Raw genomic sequence first — 23,300 nt, 5'->3', positions numbered from 1 at the left:
GTTTTTGACCCCATCCCCTTTTCAACTGAATATCTATGGATACCAATATGAATAGTGTAATCAACATCACCCCAGAAAACTTCCAGCAAGTTATCTTGCAAGACTCACAAACTAAAGTTGTGATGGTAGAGTTTTGGGCGGAAGGTTACGAACCCAGCCAGCAACTAGCTCCGGTATTACAAAATGTAGCGGCAAAGTTTAGTGATAGCCTCATTCATGCCCGAGTTGATTGTCAAACTCAACAAGAAATTGCTGGCCAATTTGGCATTCAAAATTTACCTACGGTAATGTTGATTAAAGAAGGCCAACCTATTGATGGGTTTGCAGGTATTCAAACCGAAGAACAAATTATCGCCAGCTTTGAAAAACACCTACCTAAACCTGAAGATGGCTTGTATCAACAAGCTGTTGACTTGGTGACCAATGGTGATTACCAGCAAGCTTATACCGTTTTAAAGCAAGCCCATGAGCTTGACGATACCCGTGCTGATATCAAGTTATTACTTGCTGATTGCCAAGTAGAACTGGGTCAAATTAAACCGGCTAAAGCTTTGTTAGAGACAATCGGTTTAGTTGATCAAGACGCCCTGTATAATAGTATTTTAGGTAAAATAGAATTAGCCGAACAAGCCGCTGAGTCTCCTGAAATTAAAGCCTTACAAGCTGAGCTTGTAGCCAATCCTGATGACTTGGAGCTTAAAGTAAAATTAGCAGTGCAATTACATCAGGCCAATCAAACCGAAGAAGCGTTAGAGCTTATTGTTTCTGTATTGCTAAAAGACTTAAATTTTGGTGAAGCTAAAAAACTGACCTTAGATATGATTAATGCATTGCCAGATGGCGACCCATTAAAATCAAAATACCGCCGTAAAATTTATAGCTTGTTGTATTAAGAAAAGTGTTAAAGATATGAATGAAACAAATAAAGTAAATACACCGCAAGAAACAAGCACAGGTTGCACCAACACAAGTTGCTGCCCTCCTAAAACACCAGGTACTCGGGATACTCCAAAAGTTGGCCGTAACGATCCTTGTATTTGCGGTAATGGCCGTAAATTTAAAAAGTGCTGTGGAAGGTAAGAGCATAGTTTAATTAAAGCTAAAGCTAAAGCTTTACAAGCTATTGTATTAGGAATTCAAATTTATAATTGGTAAGGTATATTTTTTACACCAATTATAGATTTGAAACGACACGGATTATGTTAAAAGTATCAAAGGCAGTAAAACTAAGTTTACAGTTATTTTGTCTCTCAACGGCTTTCTTACTTGTCCCGCTAACCCAAGCAGTTACCTCAAAGCCTATAAAAATCGTGGTACCTATAGGTTTTTTAAAAAGCCTAGAAGGCTTGCTGGAAGAGCACCCTTCATTTACAGATGGTCGAGATTACTTATTACCAGTCAACAAATGTATTCCTATTTCCAAGATTAAAGAGTTTAATTTTGGTCGACCTGTATTAGATTTTTTGATCCATTGTGAAGTTGTCCGTTTCAATAAACTCGGAGATACCATTCAGGTTATACAAGCGCCTAATAATATTAGAGCGATTAAAATGCTCTCAGTGGGCGTTGCCGATGCCTTTTCTATGAGTGAATTCCCGTCGGTAATTAATCAGCTTAAAGAAACCAACCTGTCGCTCTCGGATCCTGTGCTGCGACAAGGTGAATTTGAAGTGGGTTTTTTCACTGCTCCCAATAGGCCAGAAGTATTAGCTATTACAAGTGTTTATGAGCTCATGAACCTTACGAGTATCACTGCGACCCAATGGATTAGAGACGACTCCGAGTTGAGTAAGTTAACAACTAGACCTCATGTTTTAGTTTCTAATCACCGTAAAATCCCCAATATGATTGCCAAAAAAAGAGCCGACTTTACGACAAACGCGCTAAATAAAAAATATGTTTACAATCTAGATGGTGAGGTAGTGTTAACGCGAATAGATGGGTTTAAGCTTAGTTTACCTGGTACTAGGGTTTTTGTGGTCAACTCAAAAAGTAAAGACTACTTTGATGCCTTGCAGGCATATATTCGTGGTCATAGAAATCAGACTAATAGTAATGAAGATGGAATATTTAATGCCTTTAAAGACATAGGCTGGATTTCGCCTCATTATAAAGACTGGATCCTTTTAAATGATTATTTTGAGAATAAGTGACCAACAAATAATTAAAGTTTACTCTGTTCTAATGACTAACTGCCCTTTCAAATCAGTGTTTTTAAAAATATTTTTTGCAGCCAAGTACTCCCAACCCATAGAAAAAATGTGGCTGCAAAGTTATCTGTAATTTATATATCTACATAAAACTTACTTTGATAATTAGGGCGTAGCGGGGGCAGCTTTAAGTAGGGTTACTATATTTGGCGTTTTACAATGCTCAGCCCACTTAATCAAATATTCTTTTTGTAATTCGTCAAAAATTATATTAGTTAAAAGCATTTTTAGTTTGCTTTCCTCGCCTTTAGCAATAGCGACTTTGATAGCTTCTATGTTTGATTCAGAATCTAGTTTTAGCGTGTTGTTAGCCATAATTTATTCCTTATTTAGTTTTTTGAGTTTGCTTATAAAGCATATTGACCATAGCCATTATTTTATAATGGTTGGCTTTTGCTGCGTGATGGAACTCTGCATGCTGTGCATGTATTTGAGATTCCTTTCTGTGCAGTGTTTGTAGTGTTTCATCTGCAATTTGTGACGTTTGATTACTTGGGTCTTTTTCAGCATCTGCGATAGCGATTTCATGCTTATGTTCTAAATTGCTATGAGCTTTAATAACCTGAGAATGCTCAAGTAGTGCCTTTTCATGTTGTTTTAATGCGGCTTCTATCATTACTAATTTCTTTAGGGCATTGTCATGGTCTTTTTTCCAAAGTTCGATTTCATCAAGCCACAGTGCGTGCTCTGAATTCCATTGATTATGCTTTTCATGGACAGACATATGTGAGTCTGCCGTTGCTGTTTGGGCTTGTTCTTTAAGTTTTGTTGTAAATTCAATTAATTGAGCTGTGTTTGAGTTAGCAATATTCTTGAATTTGTCTGAAAAAGAGCTACTTGCGAAGGCCAAATCAAAGTTAATTTCATCTTTATAAGCTTGATTAATTTCTTCAGCTGTTTCTACCCAAATACGTAAATTGTCTTTTAGATGCTTACTTGCTTCTCTTATGGCATCTAGGCTTATTTCTTTGGCATTCTCAAGTGTTGTTTCAGCAGTATGGATAGCCTCTTGCAAGCTTTTTCCTTCCTTCACTACAAATTTTTCAACGTTATTTACCATACCTTGATAACTTTTCTGTAATTCTTTCGCCCATGTTGAGGTTTTCATTGGGAGTATCCTTTAAAAAATTTCATAGACCTTTGAATTATCATTAATTAAAGTCTTAGCGGATACTATTCGGGGTTTTACCTAATTTGTTGTGGTAATTACTTAGCTTGTAAATGGTTTGGTGGTGTCCAAAAAAGTTTTTAAAGGTGTGACAAAAATGTCATTGTTGCTAGGTACTATGAAAGGAAAGTCATACATAAATAACAGGTCCCTAAGATGATAGTAATACACCATAACCCTGAATGTGGCACCTCTAGAAACGTACTTGCTGTTATCAAAGCGGCAGGTTATGAGCCAATGGTCATTGATTATTTAAAGCATGGTTGGACTCGGCCTCAACTACTCGCTTTATTTGCCACAGCTGGCTTAACCCCTAGAGCTGCATTGAGAAAGACTAAATCTCCCGCAAAAGAATTAGGTTTATTAGATGAAAAGGTAAGCGAAGATGAAATCTTAGAGGCCATGCTAGAGCAACCTATATTAGTAAATCGGCCTATAGTTTGTAGCCCCAAAGGTATCAAACTTTGTAGGCCCAGCGAAGTGGTACTCGACTTATTAGAGCAGTGGCCACAGGGGCCTTTTGCAAAAGAAGATGGTGAGTTACTGATTGATGCGCTAGGCAGCAAACAGTAACTAAAGCCGCATATCAGAGAGTTTTGTATGTAAGTTTAATTAGCTTGCTTAATAGCAGTAAACTATAAGCTTGTTCATTATAGTGAGTTTGGTTTTTTTACTAAAAAGCTATTCTATACGCCCCCTAAGTAACATGCTAAAACTGATCCTGCAGTATCGACTCAATGTCGTGTTTACTACTGAAACGTCTCAAAAATCAAAACTTACCATTGCTTTGTTAATTGCTCAAAAGGTTTTGATTAAAAAGGGGATGATGGTAGAAGCTCATTACTCAGCTAAGCAAAGGCTAGCTAATGCAAGCATTATTGCGGCCATTCCGTTTATTTGGGGAATATTGAGCAATCAATATTTTATGGTGCTTTTAGGTATTGGAATGGGTGTCGCCTGTTACCGTAGAGAATCATGGTACAAGTTTAAATAGCCCCAAGGAACAAAGCATAAAATAAAAAATTGTAGTGCTTCATTAAGAATGCAGCACTTTTTAGCTTGGCGGGTACTTTACTGCTCATTGGTGCTAGATATTTGAAAGGAATTATTAGTCTTGAACGTTTTTTTGTTATTACTATTTAGTCTTGTATCTATGGCGGTTGCCGCTGTTGATGTAGAAGTGACTAATGGCATATTTTCGGAAGTACTAAACGAAAAAACTAAGATTACCGTAAAGCTGCCACTTTCTTACACAAATAACAAAAACAAAACTTATCCAGTGTTCTATGTATTAGATGACGGCATCAATACTGAGCTTGTAGATAGTATGAACCGACATCTTCACAGCTCTAATGGTGCTAATGAACATATAGTGATTGGCGTAAACACTACAAACCGCTTACGAGATTTTGCACCTAGGGTAAATATGGATCCTAGGGGCCCTGTCGGTGAAGGTGGTGGTGCAGATAGATTTTTAGATTATATCGAAACAGAACTCATGCCTCACATCAATAAAGCTTATCGTACTAACAATCACAATGTTGTCGCTGGACACTCTATTGCTGGTCTGTTTGTAGTACACGCATTTCATTCACGGCCAAACCTTTTTCAAGCTCACTTGGCGTTTAGTCCTGCGGTGTGGTGGGGAGCAAGAGAAGCGGCTACAGCGGCACAGCAATCTGTTATAAAAGGTGTCAGTGTTGGCAGTTTTCTTTATTTTAATATTGGAACTGAAAGTGGCGAAATGCGAGAGGTATATGACAATTTAACGCAAACAATATTACGCAACCGTTCCAGTGATTTGATTCTCTATTTAGATGTGTTTGATAATGAGAGTCATGATTTTACTATGGCTGCTGGCTTATATAATGCCTTAAAAGGCTTATATAAATATCAACAAGATAAGGGCATGTAACTCGAGTATAGTCCTGTTGGTTTTGAATAAAAATAGAGGGTAGAGATGTCAAAACAAAGTCTAGCTGCACGTATTCCGACCTACAAAAAGGCTTTTGCAAGTGGTGAGATTCAGCAAACCTATCAAAGCTTGGTTGGTATAGTTCAAGCCCTTAGAACGGAGTTTCACAAACAATACAAAGGTGAGCTGTCGGTAGCTAATGTGCTGCACGGTTACATAGACTTTACTTATTTTTACCTGCAAAACGTTTATCTAAAACAACACAAACTCAAGTTGGCAATTGTACTTAATCATCATAAGGCCCACTTTGAGCTTTGGTTGCTGGGACAAACAAAAGGCGTGCAACTAAGCTATTGGCAAAAGCTAAAAGATGTAAAGTGGGTAAACAAAGAGGTAATGCCTGAGTACTCTATTTTTGAAATTGTGATGGAGCCTGATCCAGACTTTGATAACCCCAAACAATTATCAGGCTCTATTCTCAGTTCATATGAGACGCTATCTAAAGAAATTTTAGATACATTAAAGGCTTATGAGTAATATTTTACTGCTACTCATATCTTTGGCATTCAGTACTTTTGTGCTCTCAACTCCTATGGTTTCTACCTTAAAAGCTGACGGGCCTAATCAAGGGTTAACGGCCTACGAGTTAATTCAGAATTTTGGCGGCAAACGTTCGATTGAATCACCCGATTTATACCCAGATAATCATCCTAGTGAAAAACATATTTATGAAGATACCGACCATATAGTAGGTAATCACTTTGTATTTGTATTGCACCGCGATCTAGATAAAGACAGAGATAAATATATTAAATTTAATGACAGACAGCGTAATGAGATAAAAGCTTACGGGGGGTCTAAAGCTAGTTTAAAAGGCTTTGAAGGTGAAACCATGACGTACCGCTGGAAGTTCAAGCTTGAAGCCGATATGTCGCTTTCTAAAAATTTTAGTCACTTTTTTCAATTAAAGTCGGTGGACGATGGTATTGGTATGCCTATTTTAACGATTTCAGCGAGAAGTTATCGTGGTGACAGATGGTTAGCTTTGTCCCATGCGCCAATAAAAAAAGCCGTGATATTAGATAAGACTCTTTGGCCAGAGGTTGCAGAGGTATGGTTAGAGGCTGAGTGTACAGTGACTTATGGTAATAATGGCGCATTAGATATCACAGTTAAACGCATGTCTGATAGACAAATCGTATTGACTTATCAATCGGAAAATTTAGACATGTGGCGTGGCACACAAAAAGATCATTTTGTAAGGCCTAAATGGGGTTTTTATCGCTCTCTAAAAAGCAAGCATATGTTAGTTAATGAGCAAGATTCTATTCGCTTTGCTGATTTTGAAGTGATTAAATAAATTTACTTTGTTAACTCACAATATATGCCTTGAAATCAATTCACTTCTTTTCAACAAACGGAGATTGCATATGAAGCTCATTAGGTGCCTTTTTTGTTTTTTAATATTAACTAGTTGTACATCTTCATATCACAATAACCAAGAACAAGGAGAAAATCCGTTTGGAGGAGGATTTTCTGATTTTAAAGTAGATGATGGTCTTTTCTCTATTATTTCAAAAACCAATTTTGCACCTTGGACTGACTTTCCTGCTGCTCATGCAACGTTTACTAAAAGAGCAATGGAATTATGTAAAAGTCCTAATTTCAAGTCGATGAAACTGCGTGAGACCCAATATGAGCATGGCTATACACCTGCAGCAATTAAAAACATAATCTCACAAGTCGATGGCTATGTTAATTGTAACCCTATGATTTTATTAGATTACAAAGCTAATGAAAAAATTAAAGAATACGAGTCTAAAGTCAAAGCATCATCATCGTTCATTTTGAATAATACTAAACCACAATATTAATTCGCTGATCTAAGCCATGGTCCAAAGCTGTAGTGCCATGAATATTAGAATGATGGCCATTAGACTATCAAATATTCTCCAGCGTGTAGGTGAGCTAAGTAACACTTTTAGTTTTGGGGCAAAAGCCGCAAGGCTGCCAAACCAAAAGAGAGAAGCTACGCAAGCTCCCACTGCAAATAAAGCCGGACTGGGCTGTAAAGCCCCTAGGCTTCCTAGTAATACCACAGTGTCTAAGTAAACATGTGGGTTTAATAAACATATGGCAAAAGCTGCAAGGGCAGTTAGTTGCCAGTTTTTCGCCTTACTTTTCTGAAGTTTTAAACCAGAGTTACCTCTAATTGCACGCATTGCAGAACCAAATGCTATGTATAAGAGCACCCCTACGCCAGCATAGGTTAACCAGGGTATAAGTGATGGCATCAGTAGTTTAATTTCGTTGGCCGAAAATACTCCTACTATGATAAGCAAGGCATCACAAAAAATACATACCAGAGCAATGACTAAACGGTTGGCGCCCGACATACACTGACTCAAGACCCATACATTTTGCGCCCCAATGGCGACAATCAAGCTCAAGCCAAGCATGATCCCAGAAAAAAAAGAGCCCATTTAAATCCTATATTTAATTGTGTGGTAAATAGGGCAAGGAGTTAACCCGCTGCACCCAGAAGATATCAATGACAGCAATAATATCTTCTGTATCATCAGTAGTATAATGAATATAAATCCTGCTACATGAATTAAAATTATGATTGATTATCAACTTTTACAAGCATTATCTGCTGTTATAACTGAGAAAGGCTTTGAGAAAGCCTCTAAAAAACTCTTTATCACGCAGTCCGCTGTGAGCAGAAGAATACGCCAGCTTGAGTCTATTCTAGGAGAGCCAGTTTTAGTGCGCTCGCAACCTCCTAAACTAACCCTAACTGGGCAAAGGTTGTTGAATCACTTACAGCAAGTTATGCAGCTAGAGGTGGCGTTAGGCATGACGAGTATTGCTGAAGACTCACATTACGACAAACCGCTAACAGTGCGACTTGCTGTTAATGCCGATTCTCTCGCAACTTGGTTGCCAGAGGCTTTAGCTGTGCCAGAGTCTTCTGTGGTAGGTAAGTTGAAGTTTGAGCTGGTGGTAGAAGATCAGTCTATAACCTTAAATAGAATGAAAGCAGGTGAAGTGATGATATGTATATCCTCTAACCCAGAGCCAGTGAATGGCGGCTCGGTTGATAGGTTAGGGGCGCTGCCGTATAAGGCGGTGGCAAGCCCAGATTTTGTACAAAAATACGGGGTTGATGCAGACTTATCACAACTGCCATGTCTAGTGTTTGATGAAAACGATACCTTGCAGCATGACTTTCTAGAAGACTTTAAGTACGGCGAGCCTAAATACATTCATTCGTGCCCATCTTCTGAGGGCTTTAAACAAATGATAGTGGCTGGGCTAGGGTACGGTTTATTACCAGAGTTACAAATTGGAAATTCACTAAATAACGGTGAATTAGTAGACTTAAAGCCTAATTATGTAATAGAAACCCCATTGTTTTGGCATTATTGGCACACCGAAAGCCCTCAGCTAAAAGCGCTCCGGGAACATGCTTTGCGCATTGCCAAACAAAAACTTAAACACTAAATACGCAAAATTATAGTTTGCTTAATCACTAAGGAAGATAAGTTGAATCTAAACCAAGTTACCTTACCGGTGGCAGATATGCCCAAAGCCGTTAGTTTTTATAAAACGTTAGGATTTAATCAAATAGTAGATACGCCCCATTATGCACGGTTTGAATGCCCTGAAGGTGAGGCTAGCTTTTCACTAGTATTGGATCAGAACGCTGAAAATGGCGCAGTGATCTACTTTGAGCATCAAGCTTTAGATGCATGGGTAGAGCAATTAATAGCTAAAGGAATAGAGTTTAAGCAGTTACCCACAGACCAAACCTACCTCTGGCGCGAGGCCATATTATTTGACCCGTCGGGTAATAAAATTAAGTTGTATTGGGCTGGCGAAAACAGACTCAACCCACCATGGCGGGTGAATTGATCCTTGTTTTATAGGTATGTAACTAAGAAAGCCTGAACCTAGTAATCCATACAAGGTTTATTATGGCTTTTTTAGGCATTAATTCAGCTAATAAGCAGGTTTATAGTTGAATGTTATGATTTAGCTTAAAGCTTTAATAGTTGGCCGTTTAGCGCAGTAGGTTTACTCACACGTAACACATCTAATAATAATGATGCTGTCCCAGTGGGCACTTGGGTATTTGGCCAAAGTGCATATACGGGGCGGTTGAATAGTATGTCAGACATGTACTCATATTCGCCTTTTGAGTCTTCAAGCAATTGTTGTACTTCTGTCATGGGCAGTAAACCCACACCCATTTTATCTTGCACCATGAGCCTGGCGACTGTGATGTCGTTGGTTTTTATTGTTCTTGTGAAGTCGTTATATGTATTTTGTAAGGCTTTATTGTGTTCGGGAAACTTATCATAAGGGGTAACTAACACCTCCTTTGATAAACAAGCTTTTGAGCAAACTAATGCTACAGCTATTTCTCCAACAGCCTTTTGATAATAAGCAGAATCTTTCTGTTTACCTACGCGAATAGCCATATCAAACGATGTTTGACTAAGCAGTACATTGGCGTTTGCAGGCTCTAGAGTAATATCTGTAGCGGCAAGTTCTGGTAAGGCAACAAATTGTGATAAGGCACTATAGAGTGGGCCTTGCATTAGGTTTTGCGGACAATGTAGGGTAAATCGGCTAGGTAAAGAAGTATCTTTTACAAGCAATGCATTATTTATTTCGAGTACCTCATTGGCATACTTCTCGAACATATCTTGGCCGTAACTGGTTAATGATAAGCCCCTAGAAGAGCGAATAAATAAAGGAGTGCCTAAGCGGTCTTCTAAAAAGCTAATCCGTTTTGATAAGGTCGGTGACGTTAACCTAAGTACTTTGGCTGTTTTTGAAAAACTGCCCCTTCTGGCAACTTCTACAAACAACAAAAAATCATCTAACATGTCAAATTCCTCACACTTAAGTTTCCAAAAACCTTGTTCTAGAAAATTCTAATTTCTATAACCTAGCATCTATTCTATCGCTAAATAGGTACGAGCAATGGTTCGATTTATTTTTACATTTTTGTTTTCTTTTTGTTTGTCTTTACTGATGTCTGCGTGGGTGACCTTTATCAATCTAGGCTTGGTATCAGACTTTTTGAACTACTGGATGATAGCGTTCATCAACGCTTGGCCTGCAGCATTCTTTACAGCGCTTATTTTAACCAAACCCGTATCTAAGGTTACGGCTTTTCTCACTACAAAATTGAGGTTCTCATGATTGATATTGTTGCATTTATCCAACCTAAACCAGAAAAATTTGCACATTGCCGCAGGCTAATAACAGAAATATTAGCCCCCACTCTCCTAGAGGAAGGATGTAAACGCTTTGAATTATTTACCGAAAACAATAATACCCTAGTGCTAGTTGAAACGTTTGAAAGCCAAGAGGCATTGGATTTTCATTACAACCAAGATTATGTGAAATCTGTATTTACAGAGTATGAGTTTGCTCTCGAAAAAGAACCTGAAATACATAAATTGTTGAGAGTTAATGACGATTCTAAGCATTAAGTTCATGATTATTTAATCTTGTATGGGGTTTGTTAAAGCGTAAATAAATCGTAAAGCCCCTCGTATTAATTCATCGCCTTAAGCATCATAACGCTATCAACTAGATTTTGAATCTTTTGTGGGCTTTTGGGGCTGTTATTACAGAAGTCTGCTTAAATCTTTAAAAGAGAGCATATGAATTTTATAGGAGTATTTACGCCCATTGCACTGTTAGGGTTATTGTCATGTTCCCCTGCAAAAAATACTGTTGAGTTGGGTAATGAGCGGAGTTCACATAGCCATAAAAGCTTTTCTCACTTTAAACAGGTGAACACCAGCCAAGATGATGACTACTTTATAGTTGCATCAAATGGTATTCCGGACCACCCAGTGATGGAAGGGATAACCAATTGGCAGCAGCAAGTTGTATTGCCACAAGGTTATACTGCTAATAATGCTTGGAAAATCCCGCTGCACCCAGAACTTGCCGAAACACCATTGTTGACTCAGGAGCATTTTCATCGAGGAGCCATAGCGGTTGCGGTTAATGGCGTGCCCATATTTAATGCTATGAATAACAGAGGGGAATTTGCTACCGAAATTGGTGAGCTAGATCGTTGGGGCGGACATGCCGGTAAAGCCGACGATTATCACTATCACTTAATTCCTGAACATTTAGAACAGGTGGTTGGTGAAAATAACCCAGTGGCTTTTGCTTTAGATGGCTTCCCTGTATTTGGTCAAACAGATGCACAGCTTGATGAATATCTTGGTAGGTTTACTGAAAGTGGCAGTTATCAATACCATGCTGTTGATTACGCTCCGTATTTTATAGCAGGCCTAAGGGGTAAGGTAAGCACTGACTCACCAAGAAATGCCCCTGAGGATCAAATTGTTCCTCAGCCATTTACACGGCCAGTAAGAACGGCTGATTACGGCCCATTACGCGGTGCAGAAATCACCCATTTTATAAAGCATCAAGCCCACAGTTACTCTTTAGAGTATCAGTTAAATGGCCATAGTCATCGTATAAATTACAATTGGGATCAAGAGGGTTTATATCAATTTGAATATGTTGATGCCGACGGAAATATCACAACTGAAGTATATAAAAAGTCAGACTCATCATTGCAAGGGCAAAGTAAAGAGAGCCCTAACACTAATATCCGAGACGTTGATGCAGGTAAAAAATACTGTGGTGATGGTATCTGTGATAGCACAGAAACCTCACAACAGTGTCCGGCTGATTGTTAGTTTCATCATAGGAGTACAAGATCAAATGAAAATCACTCGCCTTAGTTACGTTTTCACTTTAGGTTTTTTAGGGGGCACGACTTTCAGTGTTTTAGCTGAAAAAGTGATAGTGATTGAAGGGCCTGCAGAAGTCCTTTCTAAATCACAATTTACCTGTGAACATGGGCGTTCGCGCTTGTCTCCCATTGGTATAAAAAAAGCGGGAGAGAAAAGTTATCTAGTCCCAGCACAAACCCTATATAAAGAGGAAAATTTTGTAACCAACCTATATGACCAATGTTCTAAGGTGGAGCCAAAGTCTCTGGCTGATGTAGATGTGGCTACAGTACCTATAATCGAGGTCGACAGCGATGGTGAGGTGATCACAGGTTACATATTCGCAGATAACTACTTTGAACTCTTTATTAACGGAAAATTAATAGGGGTAGACCCAGTGCCTTTTACGCCGTTTAACTCTAACATTGTGCGCTTTAAGGTTAAAAAGCCTTACGATATTGCTATTAAGGTGGTGGACTGGGAAGAAAACTCTGGTTTAGGTAGTGAGAATAACAGAGGTAAGCAATATCACCCCGGAGACGGTGGCTTAATTGCGAGCTTTTCTGACGGTACACTCACCAGTTCAGATTGGAAGGCTCAGACTTTTTATACCGCGCCTATATACGACTTAAACTGCGTTGAAGAAACAGGCCAGCAAAGGTTAACCAGCACCTGTGACACCAAAGGTGCTTATCAATATCAAACGACTTATTCATTACATTGGGATATTCCAAGTAATTGGATCTTAGATAATAGCTATCTAGATTGGCCTAAATCTTTAGAATATTCCGAAGATGAAATCGGGGTAGATAACAAGCCTGCTTATATGAATTTTCAAGAGCAATTTACCGGCGCTGGTGCAAAATTTATATGGTCGAGCAACCTTATATTAGATAATGTGATCTTGTTCAGGTACACAGTTAAATAATTCAAATTTAAGTTAGGTAATGTCATAAAATTTGGGAGCATGTGTGAGAAAAATAGCCGTTGTTATAGTGCTAATTGGATTGTTGGTTGCTTGTTCAAATACCAACTGGCGAGAAGCCAGTCGCGAGCCAGCGGGCCTAGCGGTAGACCCAGCCATTACCAAAGATGCAGTAATTGAGTTTTACGCCGCAGATGCGTTTAGCTGGCGAGGTTGGTTTGCGGTGCATACTTGGATTGCCATTAAACCTGCTGATGCAGCTGAATATACAGTCTATGAAGTTGTAGGCTGGCGAGTGAAGCATGGTCTGCCTGCTTTAAAACAATATCAAACCGCAACGCCAGATCGCTACTGGTACGGAGCTAAGCCCGATAAGCTGTTATCTATTCAGGGTGATAAAGCAAAACGGCTAATACCCGAAGTAACCGCAGCCATAAATCGTTACCCTTGGGCGAATGAATACACCTTATTCCCCGGCCCAAATAGTAATACCTTCCCCCAATGGGTGGGGTTGCAAGTCCCTGAACTTGAATTGGAGCTACCCTTTAGAGCCATAGGTAGTGGTTATGCTGATTAGGCATTGTTGACCTTTGGTGGAACTTTTAGCATTTGCAACATTAAACACACTAAAATTAACACCATACCCAACCAGCCCCAGCTATTAAACTTCTCACCTACCACTATTACCGCCAGCAAGGTGGCTAACACTGGCTCTAATAATGTAATCAAGGTCGCTTTGCTTGCTTCAATATGTCTTAAACCATAACCAAATAACAAGTAGCCAATGAACATGGGTACTACAGCCATGTAAATAGACACTGCAGTGTTTGTAGGGGTAGCAAACAAGTTATTCCCTGTAATCAGTAACGAGGGCAGTAATAACATAGAGGCAAAGCCAAACATACTCGCCATAGAGGCGTTTGAGCTAATGCCCTGAACAATCATTTGCTTGGCAGCCCATGCATATACAGCATAACTTAGCCCAGCGATAAGCCCCAGTATCACCCCAAAGTGCATGGTACTTAACCCTAAATACTCGCTGTTGTTGACAAGTGTTGGCTGCCCGTGAACTTGCTTGCCCATAGCAATTAAGGTAACACCCACCACTCCAAATATAAAACTTATGGTCCAGCGTAATGAAATAGACTTTTTGTTGATGAGACGTTCAAACACTATGGAGAAAAAGGGGGCTGATGCTAAAGACACGACTGTGCCTATTGCTACCCCTGCGAGTTTCATTGAGCTGTAAAATGCCAAGGGGTAGATGGCGATAGATATGCCACCAAGCACTAAAAGGACGGGCACCTTACTGAGTTTAGCCCGCTCTTTAATGACTGTTTTGGAAGCGGTTATCAATAATAATAAGCCCGCGACACCCATGGCAAAAGAACCTATGGCTAATGGGCTAATGCTAGGGGCTAAATTGGCGGCTGTGCCTGTGGTTGCCCACAGTGAGCAGGCAATTATGATACAGATAACCCCACCTGTGGCGTTGTTTCCCAAGATTAACTTCCTCTATTAAACATACTACTGAGCTTTTATAGCGCTATGATTTTATGTAACTAGTTTACCTTGGATAATAACTATAAATATTGCAGATAAGACGCTTTTGTGTGCCAGCTAGACGCAATTATATGTAATTCTAAAGGAGCTGGTTAATTAGAAATTTTAGAAGGGGGCAAACCAAAGTGCTGGGTAAAGCGGCGGCTAAAGGCTGTGTAATCAGAATAACCTACTTGTTCGGCAATGATCTGAGTGGGGTAGTCGGTGTGAATAAGTAGCGCTTGGGCTTTTTCCATACGCAGTTTAATTAGGTATTGCATGGGCGTGATCCCTAACTGGGCTTTGAATAGCTTTTTAAATTGGGTGGGGCTTAAACAGGCTATTTCTGCAAGAGCTTCTATGGGCATAACCTTAGTGATGTGCGCATCTATATGCTCAATAACACTTTTTAGTCGTTTATCTATTTGTTTAATCAGTCTTTGCTCGCCTAATAAAGCAAATAGGGTGTTGAAACACATGTGTTCTAATTCTGTATTTACTTGGTGTTGTAGTTGCGCTTCTACAAAGCTTAAAAAATGTAACAAAGGCGCGTTAATAGTAAATACACTGGATTGGCTGGTGGTGATATTTTTAGGTAACTCAGTTAAATCGGCTACCACAAATCTAGCTTGGGTTTCGGCGGTGAATTGATGCAGGCTGTGGGCTGTAATAACCACACACTCCCCTGGTGCTACTTTGCCTTTGTAGTCATCAATTTCAAGATGAATTACCCCCCGTAGCGGCAATACCACCTGATGAAAATCGTGGCTATGCTTTACTTTTTGGCGGCTGTAAGAGCGTATCGATAATGTGTTCTGCATACGTATTGCTTATGTAACTAAGTGACTGCAAAAATAAACTAGCTTAAAATTAAAAGCTAGCAAAGCCATTTTAGAAAGGGCGAATTTAAGTAACGATTGGTGGTGTTTCTTCTTGGCGTAGGGTGAGTACTTCAAAGCTTGATTCGGTAACGAGAATAGTATGTTCCCACTGCGCCGATAGTTTCTTGTCTCGTGTGATAACTGTCCAGCCGTCTTTCTTTTGCTTAGTACGATACGACCCCTGATTAATCATTGGCTCTATGGTGAATATCATGCCTGCTCGTAAGGCTAAGCCGGTATGAGGTGTGCCAAAGTGCAGAATTTGCGGGTCCTCATGCATTTCTTTACCAATGCCATGGCCGCAATATTCACGTACTACGCTAAAGCCGTGCTTTTCGGCATAAACTTGAATTGCATGGCCTATATCACCTGTAGTGGCGCCTGGTTTTACACACTTAATGCCTTGCCACATGGCATCATAGGTTGCATCTACTAACTTTTGAGCCAAAGGTAAAACCTCACCTATGGTGTACATTTTGCTGCTGTCGGCGATATATCCATTCTTTTCTAGGGTAATATCGATATTAACAATATCTCGTTCTTTTAACTTTTTGGCTGGTGATGGTACGCCATGGCAAACCACTTCGTTGATAGAGGAGTTTAGAACGTATTGATAGCCGTATTGCCCTTTACTTGCCGGCCTAGAGTGCAATTTGGTGACGATATAGTCTTCAACAAAGTCGTTAATCTCCATAGTAGACATGCCAACTTTGATTACCTTATCTAACGCCGCAAAAACTTGCGCCAGTAATTTGCCTGACTCTCGCATTAGCTCTATTTCTTGCGGTGTTTTTATAAGGGCATTACTCATTAACTAGCTTCACTGTGGTGACATTTTGAGTTTTCATTTCACGGCGCAGGATTTCTTCATAGGTTAAGGTTGGGTTTTGCTCCGCTAACCTACCTATTTTAAGCCAGAATTCTGCTTGAGAGTTGATAGAGCGCTCCATCACTGTGCTGTTTTTACGTACTTCTTCGTGAAGTTCGTCTGAAATTTTTACGATGCCCATAATGCCAATATATGTTTTGTAGTGATATGTATCATATCGTATGCTTGTGGGTCTTGCTACTGCATTAATCTTGTTTAAAGCATATAGGTATTTTCGATAATTTACTTACTTTAGAAATTTGTACTTTTTTCGTGATACTTTCGGGATACTTGTTTGTAAAACTTCTCCTCGTTCTAACAACAAATCATTCTTTAGCGAGGAAACATAAATGAAAACTTTACAAAAATTCTGTGCTGCCACTGCCTTGGCTGTGACTGCCCTACCAACAATGGCAGCCGATGTCACAGTTGAAATTCAAAACATTACTCAAGGGCTTTATTTTACGCCTATCGCAGCTGTTGCACACACTCCTGACACTAGTTTATTTGAAGTAGGTGAAATGGCCAGTGCAGAGATTCAAGAAATGGCAGAAGGTGGCAGTTTAGCCGGTATTACTACAGTAGCTACAGCAATAGGTGCTGACATGTTAGCGGAGCCTACTGCTGGACCTTTAGCGCCAACTGAAAAAGTTGCTGGGACATTTATGACCACAGACGGCAACAGCGTACTATCTGTCGTTGCAATGATTTTACCTTCTAACGATGGTTTTATCGGTTTAGATAATTGGGAAATCCCAACCGAAGTAGGCACGTACACTATTTACTTAAATGCTTACGATGCGGGTACCGAAGCCAATGATGAGTTGGTCGGTAGCGGTGAACCAGGTATGCCGGGTATGCCAGCTCCACCTTTCTTAACTCTAGGTACGGGTGGTTCGGGTGTAGCGTCTACAGAAGCTAATGCTACTGTACATATTCACCCAGGTAATATAGGTGATGATTCTTTAACAGATGGTGCCAGTGATGTTACTAACTCAATTCACCGTTGGTTAAACCCTGTTGCCAAAGTAACAGTAACCGTTAACTAAGGAGACTGTTATGTTAAATCAATTTAAGAATAAACCTTTTCGCTCAGCATTACTATTAGCCTTACCCCTTGCTATTAGTGCTTGTAGCGATGATGTCAGAGAAGTCGAAGTACCGGTAGAAGTTATTGTGGAAGTACCGGCACCTGAGCCTGTCCCTGTTGATGTAAGTTATGAAATTACCGTAACTAACTTGACTAAAGGGCAGCCGGTTTCACCAATTGCGGCTGTGTTGCACACTGATGATGATTCTATTTTTACTGTGGGCGAGGTTGCATCAGTTGAGCTAGAACAGCTAGCTGAAAGCGGTATGAGTGAAGGTATGTTAAGTTTAGGAATGACTTCTGCTTCAGGTACTGGCCCCATTTTGCCTGGTGAAAATGAGACAGTTACGATAACCATTCAAGATGTAACCGATGCAAATTTGTCAATAACCGCTATGTTGGGGAATACAAATGATGCGTTTACCGGTCTTAATGCTCTAGACTTAAGTACTCTAGAAGTGGGTGATACTTGGAGCGGAGTGGGTAGAGCTTATGATGCGGGTACTGAAGTCAATTCAGAGTCTGCAGAAACTGTTCCTGGTCCTGCTGCTGGTGGTGAAGGTTATAACCCTAATCGCACAGATACAGGTTATGTAGCCATGCATCCTGGTGTTGTTTCAAGTGATGACGGTTTATCAACATCTGTATTAACTGTTGACCATAAATTTGACAACCCAACTGTGAGTATAGTTGTAACGCGCACAGAATAAGGTATTGAGCAAACTAAAAACGCTCAATATTAAAGTATTGAGCGTTTTTTAGTTTTGACTCAAATAAAAAGTAGTAGGAGTGAATAATATGTCTGACACTGTGTTGTTAGTAGAAGATGACCGTGATATTGCGGAGCTAATTAGTGTTAATTTACAAGAGTTGGGGGTCGAAGTTAGCATTCAAGAAAATGGCGCTCAAGCATTAATGCTTGCGACACAAAATGACTACTCCTTGTTGATACTTGATGTAATGTTGCCTGGGGTGAGTGGCTTAGATATTTGCCGTCAAGTGCGTGATAAAAAGCCTTCACAAGCGATTATTATGTTAACTGCCAAAAGCTCAGAAACCGACAGAGTGTTGGGCTTAGAGTTAGGGGCTGACGATTATATGACTAAACCATTCAGCGCCCGCGAATTGCAGGCAAGGGTGCGATCGCAACTACGAAAAGTACATGTGATGCAAAATGTAACTAGTCAGGCTACACCAACTAGTGATGAAAAAATATTGACTATTGGTAACTTACAAATCAATCAAAAAAACCACCAAGTGGTGCTGGCAGATAACACCTTAGAGTTGACTGCCACAGAGTTTGAATTGTTGCATCATTTAGCGAGTCATCCTAATCAAGTATTCAATCGTAGCCAACTTTTAGAAACGGTTTGGGGTTATCACCATAGCGGTTATGAGCATACTGTTAACTCTCATATCAATCGGTTGCGCGCAAAAATAGAAGCTGATGCTACCTCACCACAAATAGTTCAAACCGTATGGGGAGTGGGATATAAGTTTAATCCTGAAGGAGTGGTTGATAGTCATATTTGAAAAAGTGATGCATTGGGCTTAATACATAGAATGGGTTAACCTGTGCCCTTCATTATTTTGCTGAGCACCATTTCATGAGTTACACCTTAACCGACACCCTACTAATAGCATTGGCTGCAGTGTTAGTGATTGAGGGGTTTGGGCCTATGTTATTTACTAAAAAATGGCAGCAATATTTATTGCAGATGTCATTGCAGCCCTCAAATCATTTAAAAACTACAGGGGGAGTTTTAGTCACAATTGGCTTGGTAAGTTTGCTGTATCTCATTTAGCCCTTTTTTATCCAGTCATATTTCCGTTAAATTGATTATAAGCTGCACGATTTAGCTATTTAGCTGCTCAATGTTTTTTGGTAGAATCCTCGCCTAATTTTTCTGACCCATCCAATTCCATGGCTAAAAATGTTGTTGTACTCGGAACCCAATGGGGCGACGAGGGTAAAGGTAAGGTTGTTGATCTACTAACAGATCAGGCAACGTATGTAGTGCGTTATCAAGGAGGCCACAACGCGGGTCATACTTTGGTAATAGATGGCGAAAAAACAGTTCTACATTTAATCCCTTCTGGTATTTTGCGTGAAAACGTAACCTGCGTTATCGGAAATGGTGTAGTACTTAGCCCAGAAGCACTCCTTAAAGAAACCGCTATGCTCGAAGAGCGAGGTGTTCCCGTTAAAGAACGCTTACGTATCAGTGAAGCTTGTCCGTTAATTCTGCCGTACCATATCGAACTTGACGTTGCCCGTGAAAAAGCGCGCGGTAACAAAGCAATTGGTACAACAGGTCGCGGAATCGGTCCAGCCTACGAAGACAAAGTTTCTCGTCGTGGTTTGCGTGTGGGTGATTTGTTTAATCCAGAAGATTTCGCTGTAAAACTTAAAGAGATACTTGAGTATCATAATTTTATGCTGACTAACTATTACAAAGTAGAGCCAGTAAGTTATGAGAAAGTTCTAGCAGATGCACTTGCAGTAGCCGATATTTTAAAAGCTATGGTAGTAGACGTAACAGACGTCTTAGACAAAGCCCGCGAGCGTGGCGACTGTATTATGTTTGAAGGTGCACAAGGTACTTTGCTAGATATCGACCACGGTACGTACCCTTATGTAACCTCATCTAACACTACAGTAGGTGGTGTTGCCACTGGTGCTGGTTTTGGTCCGTTAAACCTAGATTACGTCTTGGGTATTGTTAAAGCCTATACCACTCGCGTCGGTTCTGGCCCTTTCCCAACTGAACTAGACTGTGAAGTTGGTCAACACTTAGGTGTTAAAGGTCATGAATTTGGTGCCACTACGGGTCGTAAGCGTCGTACTGGTTGGTTTGATGCCGTTGCCATGAAACGCGCCGTACAAATCAACTCAATCACAGGTTTTTGCTTAACTAAGCTAGACGTACTTGATGGCCTTGAGAGCTTAAGCATTTGTACTGGCTACAAAGACAAGCAAGGCAATATTAGTGATGTACCGCCTATGGCCGCTGACGGCTATGAGTTAATCGAACCAGTATACGAGTCTATGCCAGGCTGGAGTGAAAACTCTTTTGGTGTAACGGAATACGACGAGTTACCTCAAGCGGCTAAGAATTATATTAAGCGCCTAGAAGAACTGACAGGTGTGCCAATTGATATTATTTCTACCGGCCCTGATAGAAACGAAACTATTGTGTTGCGTCACCCGTTTGATTCATAGTTAGTTAATACTCACTATTTAAAGAAAGGCTGCAACTTGCAGCCTTTTTTGTACTTGTATATAAAACAGTTCCTAGGGTATTGTGCGCCTGTCGTTACTTTGGTATTTTTTTATACAGTATTTAGTCAAACAAGGATTGCATGTGAAATATTCACTCTTAGGTTTATTGGTTTTACCTCTCTTAAGTCAGGCAGAAAGCCCTGTAAAAGCCGAAATCTTTGATACAGTCATTGTGGCTGAGCCCATTGAACGCGTACCTCCTAAATATCCAATGAGTGCTGCAAGGTTGAAGCAAGAAGGTTGGGTGCAAGTTAGCTTTGTGATTGGTGATGATGGCAAAGTGCTAGACCCGATAGTCACAGATTCTAGTGGCATTGCTAGTTTAGAAAAGGCAGCGTTGCGTTCTGTTGAAAAGTGGCAATATAACCCAGCCACGCGAGGCGGTGAAGCCATTGAACAGTGCCAAACTCGAGTGCAACTGGACTTTAAATTAGACAATAATAAAGAATCTGGCGTTCGTCGAAAATTTCGTAACAAGTATATAAAAATATCTAATGCCATTGCCGAGCAGGACTTTGAGAGTGCAGAGTTAGGTTTACAAGAATTTAAAGAAGATAAGTTATGGAATCGAACAGAGAGTGCTTGGTATTGGTTGCTAGATGCAAATTTCGCGAATGCGACGAAAGATAGCCACCGTGAATTAGCATCTAGTTTTCGAGGAGTGCTAAGTGGAGAAGATGCCTTAGGCACACAAAACTATCAGTATCTGCAATCTCGTTTGTTTATACTGCAACTACAAGATAACCAGCTTCCTGCAGCATTAGAAACCTATAAACATTTGGTTGAATCGAAAAATGGTGCTGAGGCTGCGAAACCTTTAGAGGTGTACGTAGCTAAAATTAAAGAAGTGCTCAATAGTGACCAACCAATTGCCCGAGCAGCCAGATTGCAAGGCAGCCGTAATTGGACCCATCAGCTAACTAGAAATAGCTTTTCCATGAATAATATTAACGGCCAGTTAGATGAAATGGAGATCCGTTGCGATAACAAGCGTTCTCGTAGCACCATAGCTAATGATTTGACATGGACGATCCCGGAAAGTTGGGGGCAATGTACTGTCTTTGTCAAAGGAACTGAAAACAGTAGTTTCACTCTAGTAGAGCAAGTCAATCAAGTGTGATTGGACTAAAAATTTTTCGTGGGCTATTCGTTAAGTCGTAAATTTCATCTAGCTCACAATGTGGGTTAACATGGCCACTTAAATGTACTTGAGACACAAGTGAGCTATGTTAACCGACTCCTCTTCCGATAGATGCACCACCAATTTATCTCTTATAAGCCCTAAAATTGAGGGCTTACGTCAGACCTTTGCTGCCGGCCATACAAAAAATATTGAGTGGCGCATAGCGCAGCTGCAACGAATCAAAAAATTGGTTGCTGAAAAGCAAGAGCCAATTTTATTAGCACTACAAAAAGACTTAGGTCGCTGTGATATGGAGTCATGGACTGCGGAGCTAGGTGGTGTGATAAGTGAAGTTGAGCATACAGTAAAGCATTTAAAAAAATGGATGAAGCCTCGCAAAGTCTCTACTCCTATTGCAGCCCAGCCGGGGAAAAGTTATGTATTACCTGAACCTTTGGGCACAGTTCTCATAATTGGAGCATGGAATTACCCTTTACTCTTGGTATTAGGGCCTTTGATTGCAGCCATTTCAGCTGGTAATTGCGCACTGATAAAACCATCAGAACTCTCACCAAATATCTCTGGGTTATTAGCGGAACAAATTCCTAAGTACTTAGATCAACTAGCTGTGGAGGTGGTTGAAGGGGCGGTAGATGAAACCTCTGAGTTATTGCAAAACCAATTTGATCACATCATATACACAGGCGGTGAAGTGGTGGGTAAAATTGTGATGCGTGCTGCTGCTGAGTTTTTAACTCCAGTTACCCTTGAGTTAGGGGGTAAAAGTCCTTGTATTGTTGATAGTAATACCGACCTTGAGGTAACGGCGTCACGGATTGTGTGGAGCAAGTTTATGAACGCAGGGCAAACCTGTGTGGCTCCAGATTACGTTTTGGTAGAAAAGTCTTTTGCACCTAAGTTAATCGACGCCATAAAAGTAAAGATTGCAGAATTTTATACTGCTAAGGTTTCAGCAAGTGATGATTATGGGCGCATTGTAAATGCACGACACTTTGCGCGTATTGTTAACTATCTTGATGGACAAAATGTTGTGTATGGTGGTGAAAGTGATGAGTCGACTAAGTATATACAACCAACCATAGTGCTGGAGCCAGCAGAAGATAGCCCTCTGATGGAACAGGAAATTTTTGGTCCTGTTTTACCCATTATCACCCTTGATAATATCGAGCAGGCAGTGCCCTTTGTGAGTAAAAGAGCTAAACCTTTATCTCTATATTTATATACAAAAAATAAGACCTTTGAACAAACTGTATTACAGCAAACGAGTGCAGGTATGGTTGGTATAAATGATGGTTTTATGTTTGCGCTTAACCCTAATTTACCTTTTGGTGGCGTTGGGGCCAGTGGTATGGGGGCCTACCATGGTAAAATTGGCTTTGATAATTTTAGCCATTTAAAAACGGTAATGAAGCGCAGTTTTTGGTTTGATGTCCCCCTTAGGTACCCGCCTTTTACATCGAAAAAATTTAAAATTCTTAAAAAACTACTCTAGGTG

At 40.1% G+C, this 23,300-nt stretch carries 31 protein-coding genes; 23 read left to right on the top strand and 8 right to left on the bottom strand.

The window, feature by feature from the left end; all coding sequences use genetic code 11:
- Positions 1–47 precede the first annotated feature (47 nt).
- From EOK74_RS10210 to EOK74_RS10200, 3 genes are all read left to right on the top strand, one after another.
- Positions 48–893 (top strand): thioredoxin family protein, encoded by an 846-nt coding sequence (locus EOK74_RS10210; protein ID WP_133469901.1) that lies wholly within the window; start codon positions 48–50, stop codon positions 891–893.
- A gap of 16 nt (positions 894–909) precedes the next feature.
- Positions 910–1,080, top strand: a complete 171-nt coding sequence (locus tag EOK74_RS21280) for an SEC-C metal-binding domain-containing protein (protein WP_133469900.1) — start codon at positions 910–912, stop codon at positions 1,078–1,080.
- A gap of 119 nt (positions 1,081–1,199) precedes the next feature.
- Positions 1,200–2,153, top strand: coding sequence for a hypothetical protein (locus tag EOK74_RS10200; protein ID WP_133469899.1), 954 nt, complete (start codon positions 1,200–1,202; stop codon positions 2,151–2,153).
- A 162-nt stretch (positions 2,154–2,315) separates the two neighbouring features.
- Here EOK74_RS10200 and EOK74_RS10195 read toward each other — a convergent pair whose 3' ends face one another.
- Positions 2,316–2,525, bottom strand: a complete 210-nt coding sequence (locus tag EOK74_RS10195; protein WP_133469898.1) for a hypothetical protein — start codon at positions 2,523–2,525, stop codon at positions 2,316–2,318.
- 10 nt (positions 2,526–2,535) lie between these two features.
- Positions 2,536–3,318: a hypothetical protein gene (locus tag EOK74_RS10190; RefSeq protein WP_133469897.1), complete on the bottom strand. Its 783-nt coding sequence runs from the start codon at positions 3,316–3,318 to the stop codon at positions 2,536–2,538.
- Between the two features lie 216 nt (positions 3,319–3,534).
- Between EOK74_RS10190 and arsC the strand changes: the two genes are divergently transcribed.
- From arsC to EOK74_RS10160, 6 genes are all read left to right on the top strand, one after another.
- Positions 3,535–3,951, top strand: a complete 417-nt coding sequence (gene arsC / locus EOK74_RS10185) for an arsenate reductase (glutaredoxin) (protein WP_133469896.1) — start codon at positions 3,535–3,537, stop codon at positions 3,949–3,951.
- 133 nt (positions 3,952–4,084) lie between these two features.
- Positions 4,085–4,372 (top strand): hypothetical protein, encoded by a 288-nt coding sequence (locus EOK74_RS10180; RefSeq protein WP_133469895.1) that lies wholly within the window; start codon positions 4,085–4,087, stop codon positions 4,370–4,372.
- 120 nt (positions 4,373–4,492) lie between these two features.
- Complete coding sequence (locus EOK74_RS10175; protein WP_239024075.1) at positions 4,493–5,293, top strand: alpha/beta hydrolase; 801 nt, start codon at positions 4,493–4,495, stop codon at positions 5,291–5,293.
- Positions 5,294–5,338: 45 nt separating this feature from the next.
- The gene (locus EOK74_RS10170; protein WP_133469894.1) at positions 5,339–5,830 is read left to right on the top strand and encodes a DUF7000 family protein; all 492 of its coding nucleotides are present in this window, start codon (positions 5,339–5,341) and stop codon (positions 5,828–5,830) included.
- Complete coding sequence (locus EOK74_RS10165) at positions 5,823–6,653, top strand: hypothetical protein (protein ID WP_133469893.1); 831 nt, start codon at positions 5,823–5,825, stop codon at positions 6,651–6,653. Before EOK74_RS10170 ends, EOK74_RS10165 begins: the two co-directional genes overlap by 8 nt.
- Before the next feature lie 70 nt (positions 6,654–6,723).
- Positions 6,724–7,167 (top strand): hypothetical protein, encoded by a 444-nt coding sequence (locus EOK74_RS10160; protein WP_133469892.1) that lies wholly within the window; start codon positions 6,724–6,726, stop codon positions 7,165–7,167.
- Positions 7,168–7,176: 9 nt separating this feature from the next.
- Here EOK74_RS10160 and EOK74_RS10155 read toward each other — a convergent pair whose 3' ends face one another.
- Positions 7,177–7,776, bottom strand: coding sequence for a LysE/ArgO family amino acid transporter (locus EOK74_RS10155; RefSeq protein ID WP_133469891.1), 600 nt, complete (start codon positions 7,774–7,776; stop codon positions 7,177–7,179).
- Between the two features lie 139 nt (positions 7,777–7,915).
- On the opposite strand from EOK74_RS10155, the gene EOK74_RS10150 reads away from it, so the two are divergent.
- A complete protein-coding gene (locus EOK74_RS10150; protein ID WP_133469890.1) occupies positions 7,916–8,800 on the top strand; it encodes a LysR family transcriptional regulator ArgP in 885 nt (294 codons plus the stop codon).
- A 42-nt stretch (positions 8,801–8,842) separates the two neighbouring features.
- Positions 8,843–9,211 carry a VOC family protein gene (locus EOK74_RS10145; protein ID WP_133469889.1) on the top strand — a complete coding sequence of 123 codons (369 nt, stop codon included), beginning with the start codon at positions 8,843–8,845 and terminating at the stop codon, positions 9,209–9,211.
- A 125-nt stretch (positions 9,212–9,336) separates the two neighbouring features.
- Here the strand turns inward: EOK74_RS10145 and EOK74_RS10140 are convergent, their stop codons facing one another.
- Positions 9,337–10,191 (bottom strand): LysR family transcriptional regulator, encoded by an 855-nt coding sequence (locus EOK74_RS10140; protein WP_133469888.1) that lies wholly within the window; start codon positions 10,189–10,191, stop codon positions 9,337–9,339.
- Positions 10,192–10,288: 97 nt separating this feature from the next.
- Here EOK74_RS10140 and EOK74_RS10135 point away from each other — a divergent pair, with 97 nt between their 5' ends.
- The 5 genes from EOK74_RS10135 to EOK74_RS10115 all read left to right on the top strand — a co-directional run bounded on the left by EOK74_RS10135 (position 10,289) and on the right by EOK74_RS10115 (position 13,574).
- Positions 10,289–10,510, top strand: a complete 222-nt coding sequence (locus EOK74_RS10135; protein ID WP_133469887.1) for a DUF2798 domain-containing protein — start codon at positions 10,289–10,291, stop codon at positions 10,508–10,510.
- Positions 10,507–10,803 (top strand): putative quinol monooxygenase, encoded by a 297-nt coding sequence (locus EOK74_RS10130; RefSeq protein WP_133469886.1) that lies wholly within the window; start codon positions 10,507–10,509, stop codon positions 10,801–10,803. Before EOK74_RS10135 ends, EOK74_RS10130 begins: the two co-directional genes overlap by 4 nt.
- 174 nt (positions 10,804–10,977) lie before the next feature.
- Positions 10,978–12,036: a YHYH protein gene (locus tag EOK74_RS10125; protein WP_133469885.1), complete on the top strand. Its 1,059-nt coding sequence runs from the start codon at positions 10,978–10,980 to the stop codon at positions 12,034–12,036.
- A 25-nt stretch (positions 12,037–12,061) separates the two neighbouring features.
- Positions 12,062–13,000, top strand: a complete 939-nt coding sequence (locus tag EOK74_RS10120) for a hypothetical protein (protein ID WP_133469884.1) — start codon at positions 12,062–12,064, stop codon at positions 12,998–13,000.
- A gap of 52 nt (positions 13,001–13,052) precedes the next feature.
- Positions 13,053–13,574 (top strand): DUF3750 domain-containing protein, encoded by a 522-nt coding sequence (locus tag EOK74_RS10115; protein WP_420818927.1) that lies wholly within the window; start codon positions 13,053–13,055, stop codon positions 13,572–13,574.
- On the opposite strand, the gene EOK74_RS10110 is transcribed toward EOK74_RS10115, so the two are convergent.
- The 4 genes from EOK74_RS10110 to EOK74_RS10095 form a co-directional block, all read right to left on the bottom strand.
- Complete coding sequence (locus tag EOK74_RS10110) at positions 13,571–14,500, bottom strand: DMT family transporter (protein ID WP_239024074.1); 930 nt, start codon at positions 14,498–14,500, stop codon at positions 13,571–13,573. The two genes, EOK74_RS10115 and EOK74_RS10110, sit on opposite strands and share 4 nt — an antisense overlap.
- A gap of 152 nt (positions 14,501–14,652) precedes the next feature.
- Complete coding sequence (locus EOK74_RS10105; RefSeq protein WP_133469882.1) at positions 14,653–15,360, bottom strand: AraC family transcriptional regulator; 708 nt, start codon at positions 15,358–15,360, stop codon at positions 14,653–14,655.
- Between the two features lie 85 nt (positions 15,361–15,445).
- A complete protein-coding gene (gene map, locus EOK74_RS10100) occupies positions 15,446–16,231 on the bottom strand; it encodes a type I methionyl aminopeptidase (protein ID WP_133469881.1) in 786 nt (261 codons plus the stop codon).
- Positions 16,224–16,430, bottom strand: a complete 207-nt coding sequence (locus EOK74_RS10095) for a ParD-like family protein (RefSeq protein ID WP_133469880.1) — start codon at positions 16,428–16,430, stop codon at positions 16,224–16,226. Before EOK74_RS10095 ends, map begins: the two co-directional genes overlap by 8 nt.
- A gap of 208 nt (positions 16,431–16,638) precedes the next feature.
- Between EOK74_RS10095 and EOK74_RS10090 the strand changes: the two genes are divergently transcribed.
- The 7 genes from EOK74_RS10090 to EOK74_RS10060 all read left to right on the top strand — a co-directional run bounded on the left by EOK74_RS10090 (position 16,639) and on the right by EOK74_RS10060 (position 23,297).
- The gene (locus EOK74_RS10090; RefSeq protein WP_133469879.1) at positions 16,639–17,337 is read left to right on the top strand and encodes a spondin domain-containing protein; all 699 of its coding nucleotides are present in this window, start codon (positions 16,639–16,641) and stop codon (positions 17,335–17,337) included.
- A gap of 10 nt (positions 17,338–17,347) precedes the next feature.
- Positions 17,348–18,088 (top strand): spondin domain-containing protein, encoded by a 741-nt coding sequence (locus tag EOK74_RS10085; protein ID WP_133469878.1) that lies wholly within the window; start codon positions 17,348–17,350, stop codon positions 18,086–18,088.
- A gap of 88 nt (positions 18,089–18,176) precedes the next feature.
- Positions 18,177–18,911: a response regulator transcription factor gene (locus EOK74_RS10080; protein ID WP_133469877.1), complete on the top strand. Its 735-nt coding sequence runs from the start codon at positions 18,177–18,179 to the stop codon at positions 18,909–18,911.
- Positions 18,912–18,985: 74 nt separating this feature from the next.
- Entirely contained in the window at positions 18,986–19,183 is a 198-nt protein-coding gene (locus EOK74_RS10075) for a DUF2065 domain-containing protein (RefSeq protein ID WP_133469876.1), read from the top strand.
- Between the two features lie 119 nt (positions 19,184–19,302).
- Positions 19,303–20,601, top strand: coding sequence for an adenylosuccinate synthase (locus EOK74_RS10070; RefSeq protein WP_133469875.1), 1,299 nt, complete (start codon positions 19,303–19,305; stop codon positions 20,599–20,601).
- A 142-nt stretch (positions 20,602–20,743) separates the two neighbouring features.
- Positions 20,744–21,781 carry an energy transducer TonB gene (locus EOK74_RS10065; protein WP_133469874.1) on the top strand — a complete coding sequence of 346 codons (1,038 nt, stop codon included), beginning with the start codon at positions 20,744–20,746 and terminating at the stop codon, positions 21,779–21,781.
- A gap of 106 nt (positions 21,782–21,887) precedes the next feature.
- On the top strand, positions 21,888–23,297 hold the full coding sequence (locus tag EOK74_RS10060) for an aldehyde dehydrogenase family protein (protein WP_133469873.1): 1,410 nt from the start codon (positions 21,888–21,890) through the stop codon (positions 23,295–23,297).
- The last annotated feature ends 3 nt before the right edge of the window (positions 23,298–23,300 follow it).

It is taken from the genome of Paraglaciecola marina, assembly GCF_004360155.1.
Taxonomy (GTDB): domain Bacteria; phylum Pseudomonadota; class Gammaproteobacteria; order Enterobacterales; family Alteromonadaceae; genus Paraglaciecola; species Paraglaciecola marina.
Note: the sequence above shows the minus strand (reverse complement) of the source record. Positions and strands in the feature narration are given on the sequence as shown.

Coding starts and splice junctions, on each gene's coding strand:
- EOK74_RS10180 (WP_133469895.1), top strand. CDS start 4,085: ATGCTAAAACTGATCCTGCAGTATCGACTCAATGTCGTGTTTACTACT.
- EOK74_RS10135 (WP_133469887.1), top strand. CDS start 10,289: ATGGTTCGATTTATTTTTACATTTTTGTTTTCTTTTTGTTTGTCTTTA.
- EOK74_RS10075 (WP_133469876.1), top strand. CDS start 18,986: ATGAGTTACACCTTAACCGACACCCTACTAATAGCATTGGCTGCAGTG.
- EOK74_RS10170 (WP_133469894.1), top strand. CDS start 5,339: ATGTCAAAACAAAGTCTAGCTGCACGTATTCCGACCTACAAAAAGGCT.
- EOK74_RS10210 (WP_133469901.1), top strand. CDS start 48: ATGAATAGTGTAATCAACATCACCCCAGAAAACTTCCAGCAAGTTATC.
- EOK74_RS10140 (WP_133469888.1), bottom strand. CDS start 10,191: ATGTTAGATGATTTTTTGTTGTTTGTAGAAGTTGCCAGAAGGGGCAGT.
- EOK74_RS10160 (WP_133469892.1), top strand. CDS start 6,724: ATGAAGCTCATTAGGTGCCTTTTTTGTTTTTTAATATTAACTAGTTGT.
- arsC (WP_133469896.1), top strand. CDS start 3,535: ATGATAGTAATACACCATAACCCTGAATGTGGCACCTCTAGAAACGTA.
- EOK74_RS10150 (WP_133469890.1), top strand. CDS start 7,916: ATGATTGATTATCAACTTTTACAAGCATTATCTGCTGTTATAACTGAG.
- EOK74_RS10200 (WP_133469899.1), top strand. CDS start 1,200: ATGTTAAAAGTATCAAAGGCAGTAAAACTAAGTTTACAGTTATTTTGT.
- EOK74_RS10130 (WP_133469886.1), top strand. CDS start 10,507: ATGATTGATATTGTTGCATTTATCCAACCTAAACCAGAAAAATTTGCA.
- EOK74_RS10155 (WP_133469891.1), bottom strand. CDS start 7,776: ATGGGCTCTTTTTTTTCTGGGATCATGCTTGGCTTGAGCTTGATTGTC.
- EOK74_RS10105 (WP_133469882.1), bottom strand. CDS start 15,360: ATGCAGAACACATTATCGATACGCTCTTACAGCCGCCAAAAAGTAAAG.
- EOK74_RS10165 (WP_133469893.1), top strand. CDS start 5,823: ATGAGTAATATTTTACTGCTACTCATATCTTTGGCATTCAGTACTTTT.
- map (WP_133469881.1), bottom strand. CDS start 16,231: ATGAGTAATGCCCTTATAAAAACACCGCAAGAAATAGAGCTAATGCGA.
- EOK74_RS10195 (WP_133469898.1), bottom strand. CDS start 2,525: ATGGCTAACAACACGCTAAAACTAGATTCTGAATCAAACATAGAAGCT.
- EOK74_RS10190 (WP_133469897.1), bottom strand. CDS start 3,318: ATGAAAACCTCAACATGGGCGAAAGAATTACAGAAAAGTTATCAAGGT.
- EOK74_RS21280 (WP_133469900.1), top strand. CDS start 910: ATGAATGAAACAAATAAAGTAAATACACCGCAAGAAACAAGCACAGGT.
- EOK74_RS10125 (WP_133469885.1), top strand. CDS start 10,978: ATGAATTTTATAGGAGTATTTACGCCCATTGCACTGTTAGGGTTATTG.
- EOK74_RS10120 (WP_133469884.1), top strand. CDS start 12,062: ATGAAAATCACTCGCCTTAGTTACGTTTTCACTTTAGGTTTTTTAGGG.
- EOK74_RS10080 (WP_133469877.1), top strand. CDS start 18,177: ATGTCTGACACTGTGTTGTTAGTAGAAGATGACCGTGATATTGCGGAG.
- EOK74_RS10060 (WP_133469873.1), top strand. CDS start 21,888: ATGTTAACCGACTCCTCTTCCGATAGATGCACCACCAATTTATCTCTT.
- EOK74_RS10095 (WP_133469880.1), bottom strand. CDS start 16,430: ATGGGCATCGTAAAAATTTCAGACGAACTTCACGAAGAAGTACGTAAA.
- EOK74_RS10070 (WP_133469875.1), top strand. CDS start 19,303: ATGGCTAAAAATGTTGTTGTACTCGGAACCCAATGGGGCGACGAGGGT.
- EOK74_RS10090 (WP_133469879.1), top strand. CDS start 16,639: ATGAAAACTTTACAAAAATTCTGTGCTGCCACTGCCTTGGCTGTGACT.
- EOK74_RS10085 (WP_133469878.1), top strand. CDS start 17,348: ATGTTAAATCAATTTAAGAATAAACCTTTTCGCTCAGCATTACTATTA.